This is a genomic window from Xenorhabdus taiwanensis (genome assembly GCF_036512875.1).
Taxonomy (GTDB): Bacteria; Pseudomonadota; Gammaproteobacteria; order Enterobacterales; family Enterobacteriaceae; genus Xenorhabdus; species Xenorhabdus taiwanensis.
Genome location: NZ_AP028978.1, coordinates 2,488,424 through 2,504,305 on the forward strand (window position 1 = coordinate 2,488,424; position 15,882 = coordinate 2,504,305).

12 protein-coding genes are annotated in these 15,882 nt (G+C 43.9%); 6 read left to right on the forward strand and 6 right to left on the reverse strand.

Annotation, left to right across the window (positions count from 1 at the left end):
* The 5 genes from hflD (at position 1) to ACE1SE_RS11120 (ending at position 5,815) form a co-directional block, all read left to right on the forward strand.
* Entirely contained in the window at positions 1-630 is a 630-nt protein-coding gene (gene hflD, locus ACE1SE_RS11100) for a high frequency lysogenization protein HflD (protein ID WP_374050947.1), read from the forward strand.
* A gap of 79 nt (positions 631-709) precedes the next feature.
* A complete protein-coding gene (gene purB / locus ACE1SE_RS11105; protein WP_374050948.1) occupies positions 710-2,080 on the forward strand; it encodes an adenylosuccinate lyase in 1,371 nt (456 codons plus the stop codon).
* A gap of 368 nt (positions 2,081-2,448) precedes the next feature.
* The gene (phoP, locus tag ACE1SE_RS11110; protein ID WP_099131394.1) at positions 2,449-3,132 is read left to right on the forward strand and encodes a two-component system response regulator PhoP; all 684 of its coding nucleotides are present in this window, start codon (positions 2,449-2,451) and stop codon (positions 3,130-3,132) included.
* Entirely contained in the window at positions 3,125-4,594 is a 1,470-nt protein-coding gene (gene phoQ, locus ACE1SE_RS11115; protein WP_374050949.1) for a two-component system sensor histidine kinase PhoQ, read from the forward strand. The genes phoP and phoQ overlap by 8 nt, the downstream gene beginning before the upstream one ends.
* 99 nt (positions 4,595-4,693) lie before the next feature.
* Positions 4,694-5,815 (forward strand): ribosomal protein uL16 3-hydroxylase, encoded by a 1,122-nt coding sequence (locus ACE1SE_RS11120; protein ID WP_374050950.1) that lies wholly within the window; start codon positions 4,694-4,696, stop codon positions 5,813-5,815.
* A 54-nt stretch (positions 5,816-5,869) separates the two neighbouring features.
* On the opposite strand, the gene pepT is transcribed toward ACE1SE_RS11120, so the two are convergent.
* The 6 genes from pepT to lolC all read right to left on the reverse strand — a co-directional run bounded on the left by pepT (position 5,870) and on the right by lolC (position 12,105).
* Positions 5,870-7,105 (reverse strand): peptidase T, encoded by a 1,236-nt coding sequence (pepT, locus tag ACE1SE_RS11125; RefSeq protein ID WP_374050951.1) that lies wholly within the window; start codon positions 7,103-7,105, stop codon positions 5,870-5,872.
* Between the two features lie 187 nt (positions 7,106-7,292).
* Positions 7,293-7,990, reverse strand: a protein-coding gene (locus tag ACE1SE_RS11130) for an IS1 family transposase (RefSeq protein WP_374050839.1) whose coding sequence is annotated in 2 segments (ribosomal slippage) — positions 7,293-7,741 and positions 7,741-7,990 — 699 coding nt in all. Because the reading frame shifts where the segments join, the coding sequence is not laid out codon by codon here.
* Positions 7,983-8,852, reverse strand: a complete 870-nt coding sequence (gene cobB, locus ACE1SE_RS11135; RefSeq protein WP_374050952.1) for a Sir2 family NAD+-dependent deacetylase — start codon at positions 8,850-8,852, stop codon at positions 7,983-7,985. Before cobB ends, ACE1SE_RS11130 begins: the two co-directional genes overlap by 8 nt.
* 106 nt (positions 8,853-8,958) lie before the next feature.
* Entirely contained in the window at positions 8,959-10,206 is a 1,248-nt protein-coding gene (gene lolE / locus ACE1SE_RS11140) for a lipoprotein-releasing ABC transporter permease subunit LolE (protein WP_374050953.1), read from the reverse strand.
* A complete protein-coding gene (gene lolD / locus ACE1SE_RS11145) occupies positions 10,206-10,910 on the reverse strand; it encodes a lipoprotein-releasing ABC transporter ATP-binding protein LolD (RefSeq protein WP_374050954.1) in 705 nt (234 codons plus the stop codon). Before lolD ends, lolE begins: the two co-directional genes overlap by 1 nt.
* Positions 10,903-12,105 (reverse strand): lipoprotein-releasing ABC transporter permease subunit LolC, encoded by a 1,203-nt coding sequence (gene lolC / locus ACE1SE_RS11150; protein ID WP_374050955.1) that lies wholly within the window; start codon positions 12,103-12,105, stop codon positions 10,903-10,905. The genes lolD and lolC overlap by 8 nt, the downstream gene beginning before the upstream one ends.
* A 197-nt stretch (positions 12,106-12,302) precedes the next feature.
* Here lolC and mfd point away from each other — a divergent pair, with 197 nt between their 5' ends.
* Positions 12,303-15,755 carry a transcription-repair coupling factor gene (gene mfd / locus ACE1SE_RS11155; RefSeq protein WP_374050956.1) on the forward strand — a complete coding sequence of 1,151 codons (3,453 nt, stop codon included), beginning with the start codon at positions 12,303-12,305 and terminating at the stop codon, positions 15,753-15,755.
* The last annotated feature ends 127 nt before the right edge of the window (positions 15,756-15,882 follow it).

The following is a 15,882-nucleotide window of genomic DNA, read 5'->3' on the forward strand; positions in this document are numbered from 1 at the left end:
GTGGCTAAAAAAAATTATTACGATATTACACTGGCTCTGGCAGGTATCTGCCAGTCAGGGCGCCTGGTACAAAAACTTGCCCATGAAGGCCAGTGTGATACTGATGCTTTTGAGATCATGCTCAACAGTGTCCTGAACATGAACCCGACCTCCACGCTGGATGTCTTTGGCAATAACGCCTGCAACCTGCGTATTGGCCTTGATGCCATGTTGGGTATGTTCAATAGTTCACATAGTGGCGTTTCTGCTGATCTTACCCGCTATATGCTGAGTTTGATGGCACTGGAACGTCGATTGAATAAAAATCCATCTACCGTCAATCAATTAGCAAATCGCATTGAACAATTAGAACGCCAGCAAAGCTATTTTGAACCTATGTCAGAGGGAATACTCAACGCCCTGGCTGGAATTTATGTCGATGTTATCAGCCCGCTGGGGCCACGCATTCAGGTGACGGGCTCACCTGACGTATTACGTAATTCGTTGATTCAGGCAAAAGTCAGATCTGTGTTACTGGCCGGTATCCGCAGTGCCGTTTTATGGCAACAAGTTGGCGGTAGCCGCCTGCAAATCATGTTTTCGCGTCAGCGCCTGATCCGACAGGCAAAAGAGATCCTTGCTAATTGTTAGATAAAGACCATTAGCTAAAAACTGTTAAACCAAAGCTGTTAAACATAAATTGTTAAATAAAATCCGGGAGTTGCTACCAATGGAATTATCCTCACTGACCGCTGTTTCTCCAATTGATGGCCGTTACGGCGATAAAGTCAGCGCACTACGCACTATTTTTAGTGAGTTCGGCTTACTAAAATTCCGTGTGCAAGTCGAAGTACGTTGGCTGCAAAAACTGGCTGCAACCACAGAAATCCAAGAAGTTCCTGCTTTTGACGCCAACGCAAACGCTTACCTTGATGAAATTATTGCAAATTTCAATGAGCAGGATGCATTGCGTATTAAAGAAATTGAGCGCACAACCAATCACGACGTTAAGGCTGTTGAGTATTTTCTGAAAGAAAAAGTCGCGCATATTCCTGCTCTGCATCAAGTTGCAGAATTTATTCATTTTGCCTGCACATCAGAAGATATTAATAACCTGTCACATGCCTTGATGCTAAAAACAGCCCGTGAAGAAGTTCTGCTACCTCAATGGTGCCAGATAATCGATACCATCACATGCATGGCACATGATTATCGCGATCTGCCTCTGCTATCGCGCACCCACGGTCAACCGGCCACCCCTTCTACTGTCGGCAAGGAATTTGCTAACGTGGCCTATCGTATGAAACGCCAATTCCGTCAGCTTGAGCAGGTAGAAATTCTGGGTAAAATCAACGGGGCGGTTGGTAACTACAATGCCCACTTGTCAGCCTATCCACAAGTTGACTGGCACCAATTTAGTGAGTCATTTGTAACCTCTTTGGGTATTCAGTGGAATCCATATACCACTCAGATTGAACCCCATGATTACATTGCAGAAATGTTTGATTGTGTGGCGCGTTTCAACACTATCCTCATCGATTTTGATCGCGATGTCTGGGGTTACATTGCCTTGAACCATTTCAAGCAAAAAACCATTGCCGGAGAAATCGGTTCTTCTACTATGCCACATAAAGTCAATCCAATTGATTTCGAAAACTCAGAAGGAAATCTGGGCATGGCAAATGCGGTTCTGGGACATCTTGCCAGCAAACTGCCTGTTTCTCGCTGGCAGCGTGACCTGACAGATTCAACAGTATTGCGTAATCTGGGCGTAGGTCTGGGATATGCATTGATTGCTTATCAATCCACTATGAAGGGGTTAAATAAGCTGGAAGTCAATGAACAGCACTTACTGAATGAACTGGATAGCAATTGGGAAGTATTGGCAGAGCCTATCCAGACGGTCATGCGCCGTTATGGCATTGAAAAGCCGTATGAAAAACTGAAACAACTGACTCGTGGTAAACGTGTTGATGCTGAAGGTATGAAAGCGTTTATTGATAGCCTTGAGCTTCCTGAAGCGGAAAAAGAACGCCTCAAATCCATGACGCCAGCAAATTACATTGGATACGCTACTTCACTGGTTGACCAGTTAAAATAACCTGAGTTTATCCATACAAATGGGCGGATTCTATTCCGCCCATTTGCGATCTTTGTGTTGCAATTTCACACCAGATGCGTCATCCCAACAGACGTACTGCCGCCACGTGGCAACCTGAATGCTATTGAGTATATGAACTTATATAGAAGTTAAATAATTTGTAAATTTATTTACTATTTCAACCTAACCATTTGTTTTTAAATGCACCAATCATTAATATACCAACAAAAGCTAAATAGTTACTATACTTAGTTTACTCATAATCATATATCTATAATTTTATTTAATCTTTATTGACGAAATTGATTACTTAGCTATTTTAAATTTATTTGATAAACATTAATTACTGATTAGCATAAGGAATCATTATGCGGATATTGATCGTGGAAGATAACGCATTACTTCGCCATCACTTAACCGTACAATTACGGGATATCGGACATCAAGTTGATGCTGCAGAGAATGCTAAAGAAGCAGATTATTATCTTAAAGAGAGTCACCCTGATATTGCTATCGTTGATTTAGGGTTACCGGGAGAAGATGGCCTTAGCATGTTACGGCGCTGGCGCAGTGAGCAAATTAATTTACCTGTCCTTGTTCTCACCGCTCGTGAAAGCTGGCAAGAAAAAGTCAATGTGCTAAACGCAGGCGCAGATGATTATGTTACCAAACCCTTTCATCTGGAAGAAATTAATGCCCGCATACAAGCATTAATGAGACGCAATAGTGGTCTGGCATCACAATTAGTTGAGATATCACCATTTTTAATTAATCTCTCAAGAAAGGAGTTTTCTATCAATGAAACCAATATTAAGCTAACCGCCTTTGAATACATTATTATCGAAACCTTAATGCGCAATAATGGCAAAGTTGTTAGTAAAGAAACGCTGATGCGCCAATTGTATCCAGACGCTGAATTACGCGAGAGTCATACAATTGATGTATTAATGGGGCGTTTGAGGAAAAAAATATTAAATGAATGGCCGGAAGAGGTCATTGTCACTGTTCGTGGTCAAGGGTATCGCTTCGATGTGAAATCTTATAATGCTTAAGTTCTCTGAAAAACCTTTCTCTTTGAGAACACGGTTTCTTATGGCTACGGCTGCTATTATTCTTGCATTGACACTATCATATGGCATTGTTGCTATCGCCGGATATTTAGTCAGTTTTGATAAAACAAGTTATTCCATACTCCGTAGCCAAAGTAATCTATTTTTTACCTTGGCCAGATGGAAAAATAACAAGCTAGAAATCCTTGTTCCCAAAGATTTTTCCATGAATTACCGCTCATTAGCACTGATCTATGATAATGACGGGAATATTCTTTGGCGCCAGAATAATGTGTCTGAATTGGAAAGAATGATTGATCCTGATTGGCTGAAAAAAGATGGCTTATATACACTAGAAGCGTATTTTAAAGAAAAAGGGGATTTTTTCTATAATTCAACAGCAACAGCAACACCAAATCAAGATAATGCAAAAAAGGCAGAAAACAGTAAGGATGTGTTATTAACCTACTCAGTTGCTGTAAATATTTATCCTGCCACTGACAAACTGCCTGCTATGACTATTGTTATCATTGATACCATTCCACAAGATGTACAGGAATCAGCAAAAGTATGGGAATGGTTTGGATATGTGCTAATTGCTAACTTACTTCTCATCATTCCATTAATCTGGCTTGCCGCTGACTGGAGCCTGAGGCCAATAAAATCCTTAATTACCCAGATCAGTTCGTTAGAAAATGGGGAAAGGAAAGAGCTGGATGAGAATCCGCCCACTGAATTAAAAGGGCTGATCAGAAATTTAAACAACTTGCTATCCAATGAACGTAAACGTTACGCAAAATATCACACGACACTCTCGGATTTAACGCATAGCCTGAAAACACCTCTGGCGGTATTGCAATCAACCCTGCGCTCTCTGCGCCCCCCGCAAAAACTGACCATTGAACAAGCTGAGCCCATTATGCTTGAACAAATTGACCGGATATCCCAACAAATCGGCTATTATCTCCACAGAGCTAATATGCGCAGCGACCATAGCTTACTTCTGAGGCAGATTTCTTCTGTCCCAATCTTGCTGGATGGCCTAATCAGTGCCCTAACCAAGGTATATCAGCATAAGGACATCAAAATTATGCTCGATGTCTCTCCTGAAGTGACATGGCTAGGGGAAAAAAATGACTTTCTGGAAGTGATGGGAAACATTCTGGATAATGCTTGTAAATATTGCCTGAAATTGGTCAAAATCACTGCCACAATGGGAGAAAATTCCGTCACCATTATTGTCGATGATGATGGATTAGGGATTCTCCCTGATAAGCGAAAAATAATTTTTCAGCGTGGATTACGAGCTGACACATTACGATCAGGCCAAGGCCTTGGCTTATCGATAGCGTCTGAAATTGTCGAACAATATGCAGGTGATATCAGCATTGATGATAGTCCACTTGGCGGCGCCAGAGTGAGCGTGATATTTCGCGCCCAGCATAATGCGGCCACCACACAATAACCACCAGCATAATCTCAAAATATTCCAACCAAATCTGATATCGTCATTGACTATTCGTTATAATAGCGAGAAATTCACTTCTCACTTCAGGATGTCACCATGGATTATCAGCTAAATCTGGACTGGCAAGCGTTTTTGCAAAACCATTGGCAAAAACGACCATTGCTGATTAAACAGGGTTTCCATCAGTTTATTGATCTCCTTTCCCCCGATGAGCTGGCGGGACTGGCGATGGAAAATGAAATCGATAGCCGTTTGGTCAGTCAGAAAAATGGGCGCTGGGAAGTTTCCCACGGGCCATTTGAAACCTACGACCATTTAGGCGAAAAAGACTGGTCTTTGCTTGTACAAGCCGTTGACCATTGGCATATCCCCTCTTCTGCACTTATGAAGCCATTCCGTGTACTGTCTGACTGGCGCATGGATGATTTGATGATCTCGTTTTCCGTACCCGGCGGTGGTGTCGGCCCACACCTTGACCAATATGATGTTTTTATCATTCAAGGAAAAGGGCGCAGACGCTGGCGGGTAGGTGAAAAAATTCCCATGAAACAACATTGCCCTCACCCTGATTTATTGCAGGTTGAACCTTTTGAGGCAATTATTGATGAAGAGATGTTACCGGGCGATATACTCTATATTCCACCGGGTTTCCCACACGAAGGCTATGCTATTGAGGATTCACTGAACTATTCAGTGGGATTCCGCGCACCCAATGCCCGTGAATTATTCAGTGGATTTGCTGATTATATTCTGGCAAACGAGCTGGGAAGCCATCGCTACAGTGATCCTGGACTGACATTCCGTGATAATCCAGCCCAAATCCAGACAAACGAGTTGGATACACTGCGCTCAATAATGCATGAATTGTTGGAACAACCAGAAACTTTCCAACATTGGTTTGGTGAATTTATCTCTCAATCGCGCCACGAATTAGATCTAGCGCCGCCTGAACCGCCTTATGAGAGCGATGAGATTTATGATTTACTGAAACAAGGTGAAGAGTTAAATCGATTAAGTGGCCTGCGCGTCCTGCGGGTTGGCGATCAATGTTTCGTCAATGGGGAATTGATGGATACCCCTCATATTCATGCCACTGATGCCCTTTGCCAATATGACAAAGTGAATGCTGAACTTCTGGGCAATGCTATCGATGATGTCCGATTTATCAGCCTGCTGACGGCCTTGGTCAATAGCGGTTATTGGTATTTTTATGATTAATCCAGACCAAGGGGCAAGATAGATTGCCCCTTGTTTTCTAAATATGACGGTGTGTTACTCAGGCAGTACGTGACTTACCGTCAATTCAGCAATCCGCATAATCACATTAACCGCTTGTTCCATGCCTTCCTGTGAAATAAATTCGTGCTTGCTATGATAATTATATCCGCCGGTGAAAATATTCGGACAAGGAAGGCCACGATAAGATAACTCTGCGCCATCGGTCCCACCGCGGATCGGCTGGATTATCGGCTCAATATGACAATCCAGTATTGCTTGTTTAGCAATGGCAATAATATGTGGATACTTAATCACTTCGCTATGCATGTTGTAATAATCATCATCAATCGCCAGCTCAATGTGGCAGTCTGGATGCAATCCTTCTCCGATATTTTCCGCAATGGAAATAAGGTTTTTTTTGCGCTTTTCAAAATTATCCCTGTCAAAATCCCGGATAATGTAGTGCATCTCGGCACGCTCAACGCTACCTTTCACGCTATACAAATGATAAAAACCTTCATAGCCTTCTGTCTGTTCAGGTGTCTCTTCAACAGGCAAGGCATGATGAATGCGCATAGCTAATGTCAATGCGTTAACCATAACGCCTTTGGCACTGCCTAGATGAGCCATATTACCCACAATCTTGATGACCACAGATGCAGCATTGAAATTTTCAAATTCCAATTCCCCCACACCTCCCCCATCAACGGTATAAGCCCATTCTGCGCCGAAAGCCTCTATATCAAAATAGTGTGCTCCCGTGCCAATTTCTTCATCTGGCGTAAACGCAATCCGAATATCGCCATGTGGAATATTTCCCTGTTTTAAGCGCACCATTGCGGTAATGATTTCAGCGATCCCAGCTTTATCATCGGCACCCAACAGTGTCTTCCCATCGGTCGTAATTAATGTTTTTCCTAATAAGCGATGTAATGCAGGGAACATGACTGGTGACAACACTTCATCTCCCATTCCTAACGCAATATCACCCCCACGATAGTTTTCCACAATCTGGGGATTAACATGCTTACCGGAAAAATCCGGCGAAGTATCGAGGTGGGCAATAAAACCAATGACAGGAACTGGCGTTGCAACATTTGATGGCAATGTTGCCATAACACATCCTCGTTCATTGAGAGTGACATCGGCAAAACCAAGCTGGATCAGCTCCTCGTATAATACCTTAGCAAGATCCAATTGACCGTGACTACTGGGAATGGTTTTAGCGGATGATTTTGATTGAGTATTAAATGCAATATATTTAAAAAAACGCTCTAATAATCTATCCATCTTCTTCTCCCTGGTTCATGTGAATTTATTATAAGAAGATGGATAGCGTAGGCATTGCGTCAAGTCAGCTTTTCTCCGCCTTCATCTGCTGAATTAAGGATTGGGTCATGCTCCCAATGATTAGATCTGTTATGAAATATAGTATTCACGTTCAATGAACGGGTCATGCTCCCAATGATTAGATCTGTTATGAAATATAGTATTCACGTTCAATGAACGTACCTACCACTTTGTCATGCATCTCTTCGGATTTGGAATAACCTATTGTTTTTCTATTCAGCCTCTTTATCCGGATACGAAGCGTAAGATTTGTTCTCTCGATACGTTGGGTAAATTTCTTTCCCGTGAGGTGTTTTTCCTGAGGCAGGCAATCGTAAACGGCATAATCATCTGTACAGTAAAACCGGATAGTAAAAGGAGACAAGAGTGCCAGCAGCTTTTTCAATGTTTTCCTGCTGCGATCCCCAAACACATGTGCCACTACCCGTTTCTTATTCGGCTCCCAGGCATACCAGAGCCAGCGTTGATTTTTCTTATTACCGACAAATGACCACTGCTCATCTATTTCACAGACAAGATGAATCTCACTGCCCGCAAGCGGCAGCGTAGTCACTTGTCTTGGTGTGAGTTTTTTAATGTGCGAATGACGGTGTTAATGCCGACTTTCAGAACCCGAGCCGTGTCCCTGACACCGGAGTTATTCACTGCCATATCAATAATTTGCTCTTTCACGCCGGGATAACAGGCTTGATAGGCATAATTCAGTTGAAAGGTTTTACGGCAGGCATAGCAGTGATAGCGGGGATGACCAGTACGCCCTTTTCCATGCCCTTTAACCTCTTCTGTTTTATGACAGTAACGACAAACCACATCAACTTTAGCCATCTCTCACCCCATAATAAAAAGCAGGGAGTTTATCACAAGATCTAATCATTGGGAGCATGACCAAGGATTGGACATATTGCGTAACTATTTTACTGGCATGACCATAATGTTTTTCATCAAACAAATTTTCGACCTGGCTAGGTTCAAGATTCAACTCAACAGTATGTGCTCCAGACAATTTAGCCTCATGTACAAAACCCGCAGCCGGGTAAACATGGCCCGATGTTCCGATAGCAATAAAAATATCGGCATCAGCTAAAGCAGAATAAATCTGTTCCATCCTCAATGGCATTTCCCCAAACCACACCACATGAGGGCGCAATGGGGACGGGAACTGGCAACAATGGCAACGATCATCCATAGTGAGATCACTCTTCCATTCAACGACTTGCCCAGATTGACAACACCGAACTTTCAGTAATTCACCGTGCATATGCAGAACACGATGACTTCCCGCACGCTCATGCAGATCATCAATATTTTGTGTCACTAATAAAAAATGGGCACCAAGCTCATGTTCAAGTTCGGCCAGAGCATAATGTGCAGCATTAGGCTGGATATCCGATTGCTGTAGTTGCTTTCGGCGGGCATTATAAAATGCCTGAACCAGATCAGGATCACGCTGAAAACCATCCGGCGTCGCAACATCTTCGACACGATGTTCTTCCCACAAGCCATCGGAAGAGCGAAATGTTTGAATACCTGACTCAGCAGAAATTCCTGCTCCCGTCAGTACCACCACATAAGGTTTTTCTATTTTATTAGCCAATCGGATATCCCTGGAAAAGTTTTGTCTATGTAATCGCTGTCGCCGTAATCGCCTAATTCGGTAAAATTTACTGTGCCGATGAAGAACCCGCATAGATGATTTCCTTAATGTGTTTTTAGTTTGTTCTTTCAGCCGATCCATTTTACCGATTAAACGCTGTACAATAGCGTGCCTGGATACGCGTTGATACCCCGATATACTATTGTCCACTCAAAATTCGCGCTGGATCAAGTTTACTGGCCCGACGAGCAGGATACCAACTCGCCAGCAAGCTTAATACCAATGCCGTTAACAGAACATAAAACATATCCATAAAATGCAACTCTGACGGCAGAAAATCGATAAAATAGATATCTCCTGAAAGGAGTTGGTGTCCAAGCAGCTTTTCTAACCCTTTAATGATAGCCGTCAAATTTAATGATATGAAAATCCCGACAACGGCACCCATTATGCTACCTATCATGCCTGTCAGTAATCCATACCATAAAAAAATCGCCCTGATATGGCTATCTTTGGCCCCCAAAGTACGCAAGATAGCGATGTCACTGCTTTTATCCTTCACGGCCATAATCAATGTTGAAATAATATTAAAGCAAGCAACACCAATCACCAGCACCATAGCCAAATACATAATGCTACGTACCATCTGGATATCGTTATACATATAACCGTAATCTTTTATCCATGTGCTGATATACACATATTTTCCTGTCGCGTTACCTGCATCCCACACACGCTGCTCTGCGGCAAAAACATTATCTGCTTTGATGGCAATACCTGTGATTGCATTACCATAATCCAGATAGTTCTGGGCATCAGGCAAAGGAACAAGGGCCAAACTGTGATCCAACATGCCACTCAACTGGAAAATACCCGCAACGTGTAAACGGATGCGTTTAGGCTGCAAAAGTTTCAGGCTTGCATCATTATTGGGGATCATGACAGTCACCCAATCTCCTTGTTTCACGTGCAATGAATCAGCCACTCCCTGCCCTAAAATCACCTGATTTTTTCCCGCCCTGAACGTTTTCCAGGCCTCATTACGCACAAACTGAGGTAAGGTACTCACCTCCATCTCGGTATCCAGATCGACTCCACGTACCTGTATCGCATGAAGTTTTTCACCGCGCTCCATCAGACCAGTAAACTCAATATAGGGAGAGGCTCCAACAATACCTGACGTCTGTCTTACCCGCTTAAGGGCGATTTCCCAATCTTGGAAAGGCTGCTCCACAGCATAAATTTGCCCATGTGGCACAACGGAAAGTATCCGGTTTTTCAGTTCTCGTTCAAAACCATTCATGGCACTCAGGCCAATAATCAACACGGCTACACCCAGTATGATACCCAGCGTCGAAACCACAGAGATCAGAGAAACCATTCCTGAACGACGTCGGCCACGGCTAAATCGTAATGCGGTAAATAATGCAAGAGGCAGATTTACCATTACATCTCCCCCGCCGCCAGGGTTAATTCATCCTGTAAGTACCCATCACGCATTTCTACCTGACGTGCCAGTTGCTTAGCTAACTTCAGATCATGGGTGACAACAAGAAATGCAGTGCCTTGCTGTTGATTCAATTCTTGTAAAAGCTGAAACACACTGTCTGCATTTCGTTGGTCAAGGTTACCCGTTGGCTCATCTGCCAATACCAATGAAGGTTCATTTACCAGTGCGCGGGCAATTGCAACACGTTGGCGTTCTCCCCCTGACAGTTCAGATGGCCGATGATACGCCCGATTTTCCAACCCAACCGCCGCCAGCATATCCAATGCTTTTGGTTGAGCTCGGCGTTTCTGACCACCAATCAGGAGTGGCATCGCAACATTTTCCAATGCAGTAAAATCAGGCAATAAATGGTGAAACTGATAAATAAAACCAATTTCTCTGTTACGTAATTCTGCCCGTGCCGATGAAGACATGTGGTTGAGTGATTGCCCTTTGAAAAGGACCTCACCAGATGTCGGTGAATCCAGGCCCCCAAGCAAGTGCAAAAGCGTACTTTTACCAGAGCCAGAACTCCCGACAATGGCCATTATTTCACCCTGTCGCATGGAAAAAGTGACATTCTTTAATACTTCTGTAGAAATTTTTCCTTCCTGATATTTTTTGCACAATTGATGACACTGTAATAAAGGGTGTTTACTCATAACGTAAAGCCTCAGCAGGTTGGGTAGCAGCCGCGCGCCAGGAAGGGTATAGCGTTGAGATTAAAGAGATCAACATGGCACTGATGGCGATCAATATGACTTGCGTAGTATCAATCGCAACAGGTAATTGAATACCCTCAGACAATAAACCGATAATTGGCATGAGGTTATTTAACTGACTGGAAAGTAATATTCCCAATCCTGTTCCCAGTACAGCACCAATAATACCGGCTCCCGCTCCTTGGATCATAAAAATGGTCATTACCTGACGGCGGGTCAGCCCTTGTGTCTGCAAGATAGCAATTTCGCCCTGTTTTTCCATCACCAACAAAGAGAGAGAGGTAATAATGTTAAAAGCAGCGACGGCAATGATCAGGCTCAACAATAATCCCATCATGTTTTTCTCCATACGAACCGCCTGAAAGAATTCCCCTTTGCGTTCGCGCCAATCTTTCCATATCAGCCCTTTTGGCAGGGTTTGCTGGCTCAATTCATCTACTAATAATGGCTTACTAAGAAACAAGCGCCAGCCGGTAATATTACCAACGGGATAGCGCAACAATCTGGCCGCATCCTGTTGATTAACCAACATTTCCGTACTATCAGCTTCACTATTGGCGAAAAATGTACCCGCTACAGTGAATAAACGCTGGCTGGGAATTCTGCCCATTGGTGTTAACTGGCTGGCACTCGGCACGATAATACGGATTTGATCACCCCGTTTTACCCCTAATTTAGCCGCCAATTTTTCGCCCAGAATGACAAAATAACGTCCGGGTTGTAGTTGGCTTCGATCAACATTAACAAGATGCTCTGCTAATGGTGCATATTCGTCATGGTTAATACCTAACATGACACCAACTCCAACATTATGGGCGCTTTGTAGCACAACATCCCCTTGTACGATGGAGGTTATGCGATTAACCTCCTTTAATCCCGCAAGCTGGCTACCCGGATGTTCAACTGGATTAATAGAGCCTTTTTCCGATGTAATGATAGCCTGCGGCATAAAACCCAAGATGCTACTTTCTAATGAACGCTCAAAACCGTTCATGACTGACAATACCGTGATCAATGCCGCCACGCCTAGCGTAATGCCAATCGCTGACAACCATGAAACAAAACGGCCAAATTTATCGACCGCCCGCCCGCGCATATAGCGCAATCCTATAAATAATGAGACAGATTGAAACATGAAATCTGTTACGCCCCTGTTGCCAAAGCAAAGTGTTCGGGGATAATAAAGGGTAGCAATACTTTATGGAACCACCCGTATCCCGGTTCTGTGGTTTTTTTTACTTCCTCTCAACCTGCCAACGTATTTATTGTAAGGCTACTGGGTCAAAAATGTGTTGGGAATGGACTGAATCTTAGAGAACACATCAAACGCTTATGTCAGCAAAATATCGTTATCAACTTCCTGAAAGCCGCGGTGATACCCGCTACTTGGGCCATTTGACAGGTGCAGCCTGTGCCGTTGAATGTGCTGAAATCATTGAACGTCACCCAGGAACAATTCTGCTGGTGACCAAAGATATGCAAAATGCTCTACGATTGCGTGATGAAATTCAACAGTTCACCGACGCACCAATAAATATCATGTCAGATTGGGAAACTTTGCCTTACGATAGTTTTTCTCCTCACCAGGAAATCATCTCCAACCGCCTGTCCACGCTTTATCACTTACCATTTATGACGAAAGGTGCATTAATCCTTCCCGTCAATACTTTGATGCAACGTGTCTGCCCACACGATTATCTCAAAGGACATGCGTTGGTCATGCATAAGGGGCAACGTCTTTCACGTAATAAACTGCGGGCAGAATTGGAACAAGCGGGTTATCGCAGTGTTGAACAGGTACTTGAACATGGCGAATTTGCGACACGCGGCGCTTTGTTTGATCTCTTCCCGATGGGCAGTGAATATCCTTATCGTATTGATTTTTTTGATGATGAGATCGACAGCCTGCGCACTTTTGATGTGGATAGCCAACGCACATTGGCGGAAGTGGAAAAGATCAATTTATTGCCAGCACACGAATTCCCAAACGATCAAGATGCGATTGAGCTGTTTCGCAGCCAATGGCGCGAACAGTTCGAAGTCCGTCGTGATGCTGAACATATTTATCAGCAAGTCAGTAAAAAAATGCTCCCTGCTGGCATTGAATATTGGCAGCCATTGTTCTTTGAACGTCCCTTGCCTGCCATCTTTGAATATCTGCCTGCAAATACGCTGTTGATTACCCAGAATTTGGTCAGTGCGGCGGAGCGTTTCTGGCAAGATACCAAACTTCGCTTTGAAAGCCGCAAAGTTGACCCCATGCGCCCGTTGCTCGCTCCTGAACAACTCTGGTTGCCTGTCAATCATCTCTTCGCGGAATTGAAAAATTGGCCTCGTATTGAAGTTGATAATGAACCCCTGCCTCAAAAAGCAAGGAATACCAACTTAGCCTATCATCCCCTGCCTGATTTATCGGTTGCTGCCCAGCAAAAAGCGCCATTGGATAAATTACGCCGTTTCATAGAGCAATTCAGCGGCGAGGGCAAGATAGTGTTTTCAGTGGAAAGCGAAGGACGCCGAGAATCCATACAAGAGTTATTATCTCGCATCAAAATCAAACCCCAAAAAATAAACCAGCTAGCTGACGCCAATAATCCAGGCCATTATTTGATGATTGGCGCCGCAGAGCATGGTTTTGTTGATGCAGACAACAATCTCGCCCTGATTTGTGAAAGTGACATGCTTGGCGAACGTGTCAGCCGTCGTCGTCAGGATAATCGGCGTACAATCAATACCGAGACATTGATCCGTAATCTCGCTGAATTACGACATGGACAACCGGTTGTTCACCTTGAACATGGCGTTGGGCGCTATCATGGGCTAATAACGTTAGAAGCCGGTGGCATTAAGGCAGAGTACCTTATCCTGACTTATGCCGGAGAGGATAAATTGTATGTCCCTGTTTCTTCGCTTCATCTCATCAGCCGCTATGCGGGTGGTGCTGAGGAGAGTGCTCCCTTGCATAAATTGGGAGGAGAAGCATGGAACAAAGCGCGCCAGAAAGCGGCTGAGAAGGTACGTGATGTTGCTGCCGAACTCCTGGATGTTTACGCACAACGTGCCGTTAAACCGGGTTTTGCTTTCAAGAACGATCGCGAACAGTACCAACTGTTCTGCCAAAGTTTTCCATTTGATACAACACCTGATCAAGAACAAGCCATCAATGCAGTACTTGATGATATGTGCGAACCTATTGCTATGGACAGGCTGGTATGTGGCGATGTCGGGTTTGGGAAAACAGAAGTCGCAATACGTGCCGCGTTCCTGTCCGTCATCAACAATAAGCAAGTCGCCGTTCTTGTGCCAACCACCTTACTAGCTCAGCAGCATTATGATAATTTCCGCGATCGTTTTGCCGATTGGCCTGTGCACATTGAAGTTATGTCACGCTTTCGTAGTGCCAAAGAGCAACAGCAGGTCATTGATATGACTGCGGAAGGCAAAGTGGATATCATTATTGGTACCCATAAACTGCTGCAAAGTGATCTGCGCTGGAAAGATCTTGGTTTGTTAATCGTTGATGAGGAACATCGTTTCGGTGTTCGCCATAAAGAGCGCATCAAAGCTATTCGGGCAGATGTTGATGTTCTGACTCTGACCGCAACTCCGATCCCTCGTACACTCAATATGGCAATGAGTGGCATACGCGATCTCTCCATTATTGCCACTCCCCCTGCCCGTCGTCTGGCAGTAAAAACTTTCGTGCGGGAATATGATAGCCTTGTGGTACGTGAATCTATCCTGCGTGAAATTTTACGCGGTGGGCAGGTTTACTATCTATATAACGATGTTGAAAATATTGAAAAGGCAAAAGCCCGACTAGAAGAATTGGTTCCCGAAGCCAGAATTGTTGTGGGACATGGGCAAATGCGTGAACGTGATCTGGAACGCGTTATGGCGGATTTCCATCGTCAACGTTTTAATGTTCTGGTATGTACCACTATTGTCGAAACGGGTATCGATATTCCCAGTGCTAATACCATTATCATCGAACGTGCCGATCATTTTGGCCTGGCCCAATTACACCAATTACGTGGGCGTGTCGGACGCTCCCATCATCAGGCCTATGCTTATTTACTGACACCACATCCAAAAGCCATGACCAGCGATGCGCAAAAACGGCTAGAGGCTATTGCATCTCTGGAAGATCTGGGCGCTGGTTTTGCATTGGCTACCCACGATTTGGAAATCAGGGGAGCTGGAGAATTGTTGGGTGAAGACCAAAGTGGGCAGATGACCAGCATCGGCTTTACTCTCTATATGGAATTATTGGAAAGTGCCGTTGATGCCCTTAAAAATGGACGGGAGCCTTCACTTGAAGATCTCACCAACAACCAGACTGAGATAGAATTGCGTATGCCAGTGCTTTTACCTGATGACTATATTCCAGATGTCAATATACGCTTATCTTTCTATAAGCGCATTGCCAGTGCGCAAAATAATCTCGAACTGGATGAACTGAAAGTCGAGCTTATTGACCGATTTGGTCTTCTACCCGATTCAGGACGCCAACTGCTGCAATCTGCTTCTATTCGCCTGATCGCCCAACGACTGGGTATCAAACGCATTGAAGCACACGAAAAAGGTGGTTTTATTGAATTTGGTAGTAATAATAAAGTCGATCCGAATTATCTGATTAGTTTGTTACAAACGCAGCCCAATATTTACCGATTGGATGGATCCTATAAATTGAAATTTATTACTGAGTTAACCGAACGAGCTACGCGTTTATCGTTTATCCAGCAATTATTAGAAAATTTCGATCTACACAAAAGTGATGCCTAATCAAGCCACTTGAACGATAAAAAAGTAATGTCACGATTGCACTATTTTGCCCAGTTCGCCAAATTACAACTTAATGCGAACTAAACGCGAAAAAGTGCAATCCTTTTTACCTTTTGCTTCCTGCTAA

Bases quoted from the DNA above. Each gene is read 5' to 3' on its own strand.
- purB (WP_374050948.1), top strand. From the start codon at position 710: ATGGAATTATCCTCACTGACCGCTGTTTCTCCAATTGATGGCCGTTAC.
- phoP (WP_099131394.1), top strand. From the start codon at position 2,449: ATGCGGATATTGATCGTGGAAGATAACGCATTACTTCGCCATCACTTA.
- phoQ (WP_374050949.1), top strand. From the start codon at position 3,125: ATGCTTAAGTTCTCTGAAAAACCTTTCTCTTTGAGAACACGGTTTCTT.
- ACE1SE_RS11120 (WP_374050950.1), top strand. From the start codon at position 4,694: ATGGATTATCAGCTAAATCTGGACTGGCAAGCGTTTTTGCAAAACCAT.
- pepT (WP_374050951.1), bottom strand. From the start codon at position 7,105: ATGGATAGATTATTAGAGCGTTTTTTTAAATATATTGCATTTAATACT.
- cobB (WP_374050952.1), bottom strand. From the start codon at position 8,852: ATGCGGGTTCTTCATCGGCACAGTAAATTTTACCGAATTAGGCGATTA.
- lolE (WP_374050953.1), bottom strand. From the start codon at position 10,206: ATGGTAAATCTGCCTCTTGCATTATTTACCGCATTACGATTTAGCCGT.
- lolD (WP_374050954.1), bottom strand. From the start codon at position 10,910: ATGAGTAAACACCCTTTATTACAGTGTCATCAATTGTGCAAAAAATAT.
- lolC (WP_374050955.1), bottom strand. From the start codon at position 12,105: ATGTTTCAATCTGTCTCATTATTTATAGGATTGCGCTATATGCGCGGG.
- mfd (WP_374050956.1), top strand. From the start codon at position 12,303: ATGTCAGCAAAATATCGTTATCAACTTCCTGAAAGCCGCGGTGATACC.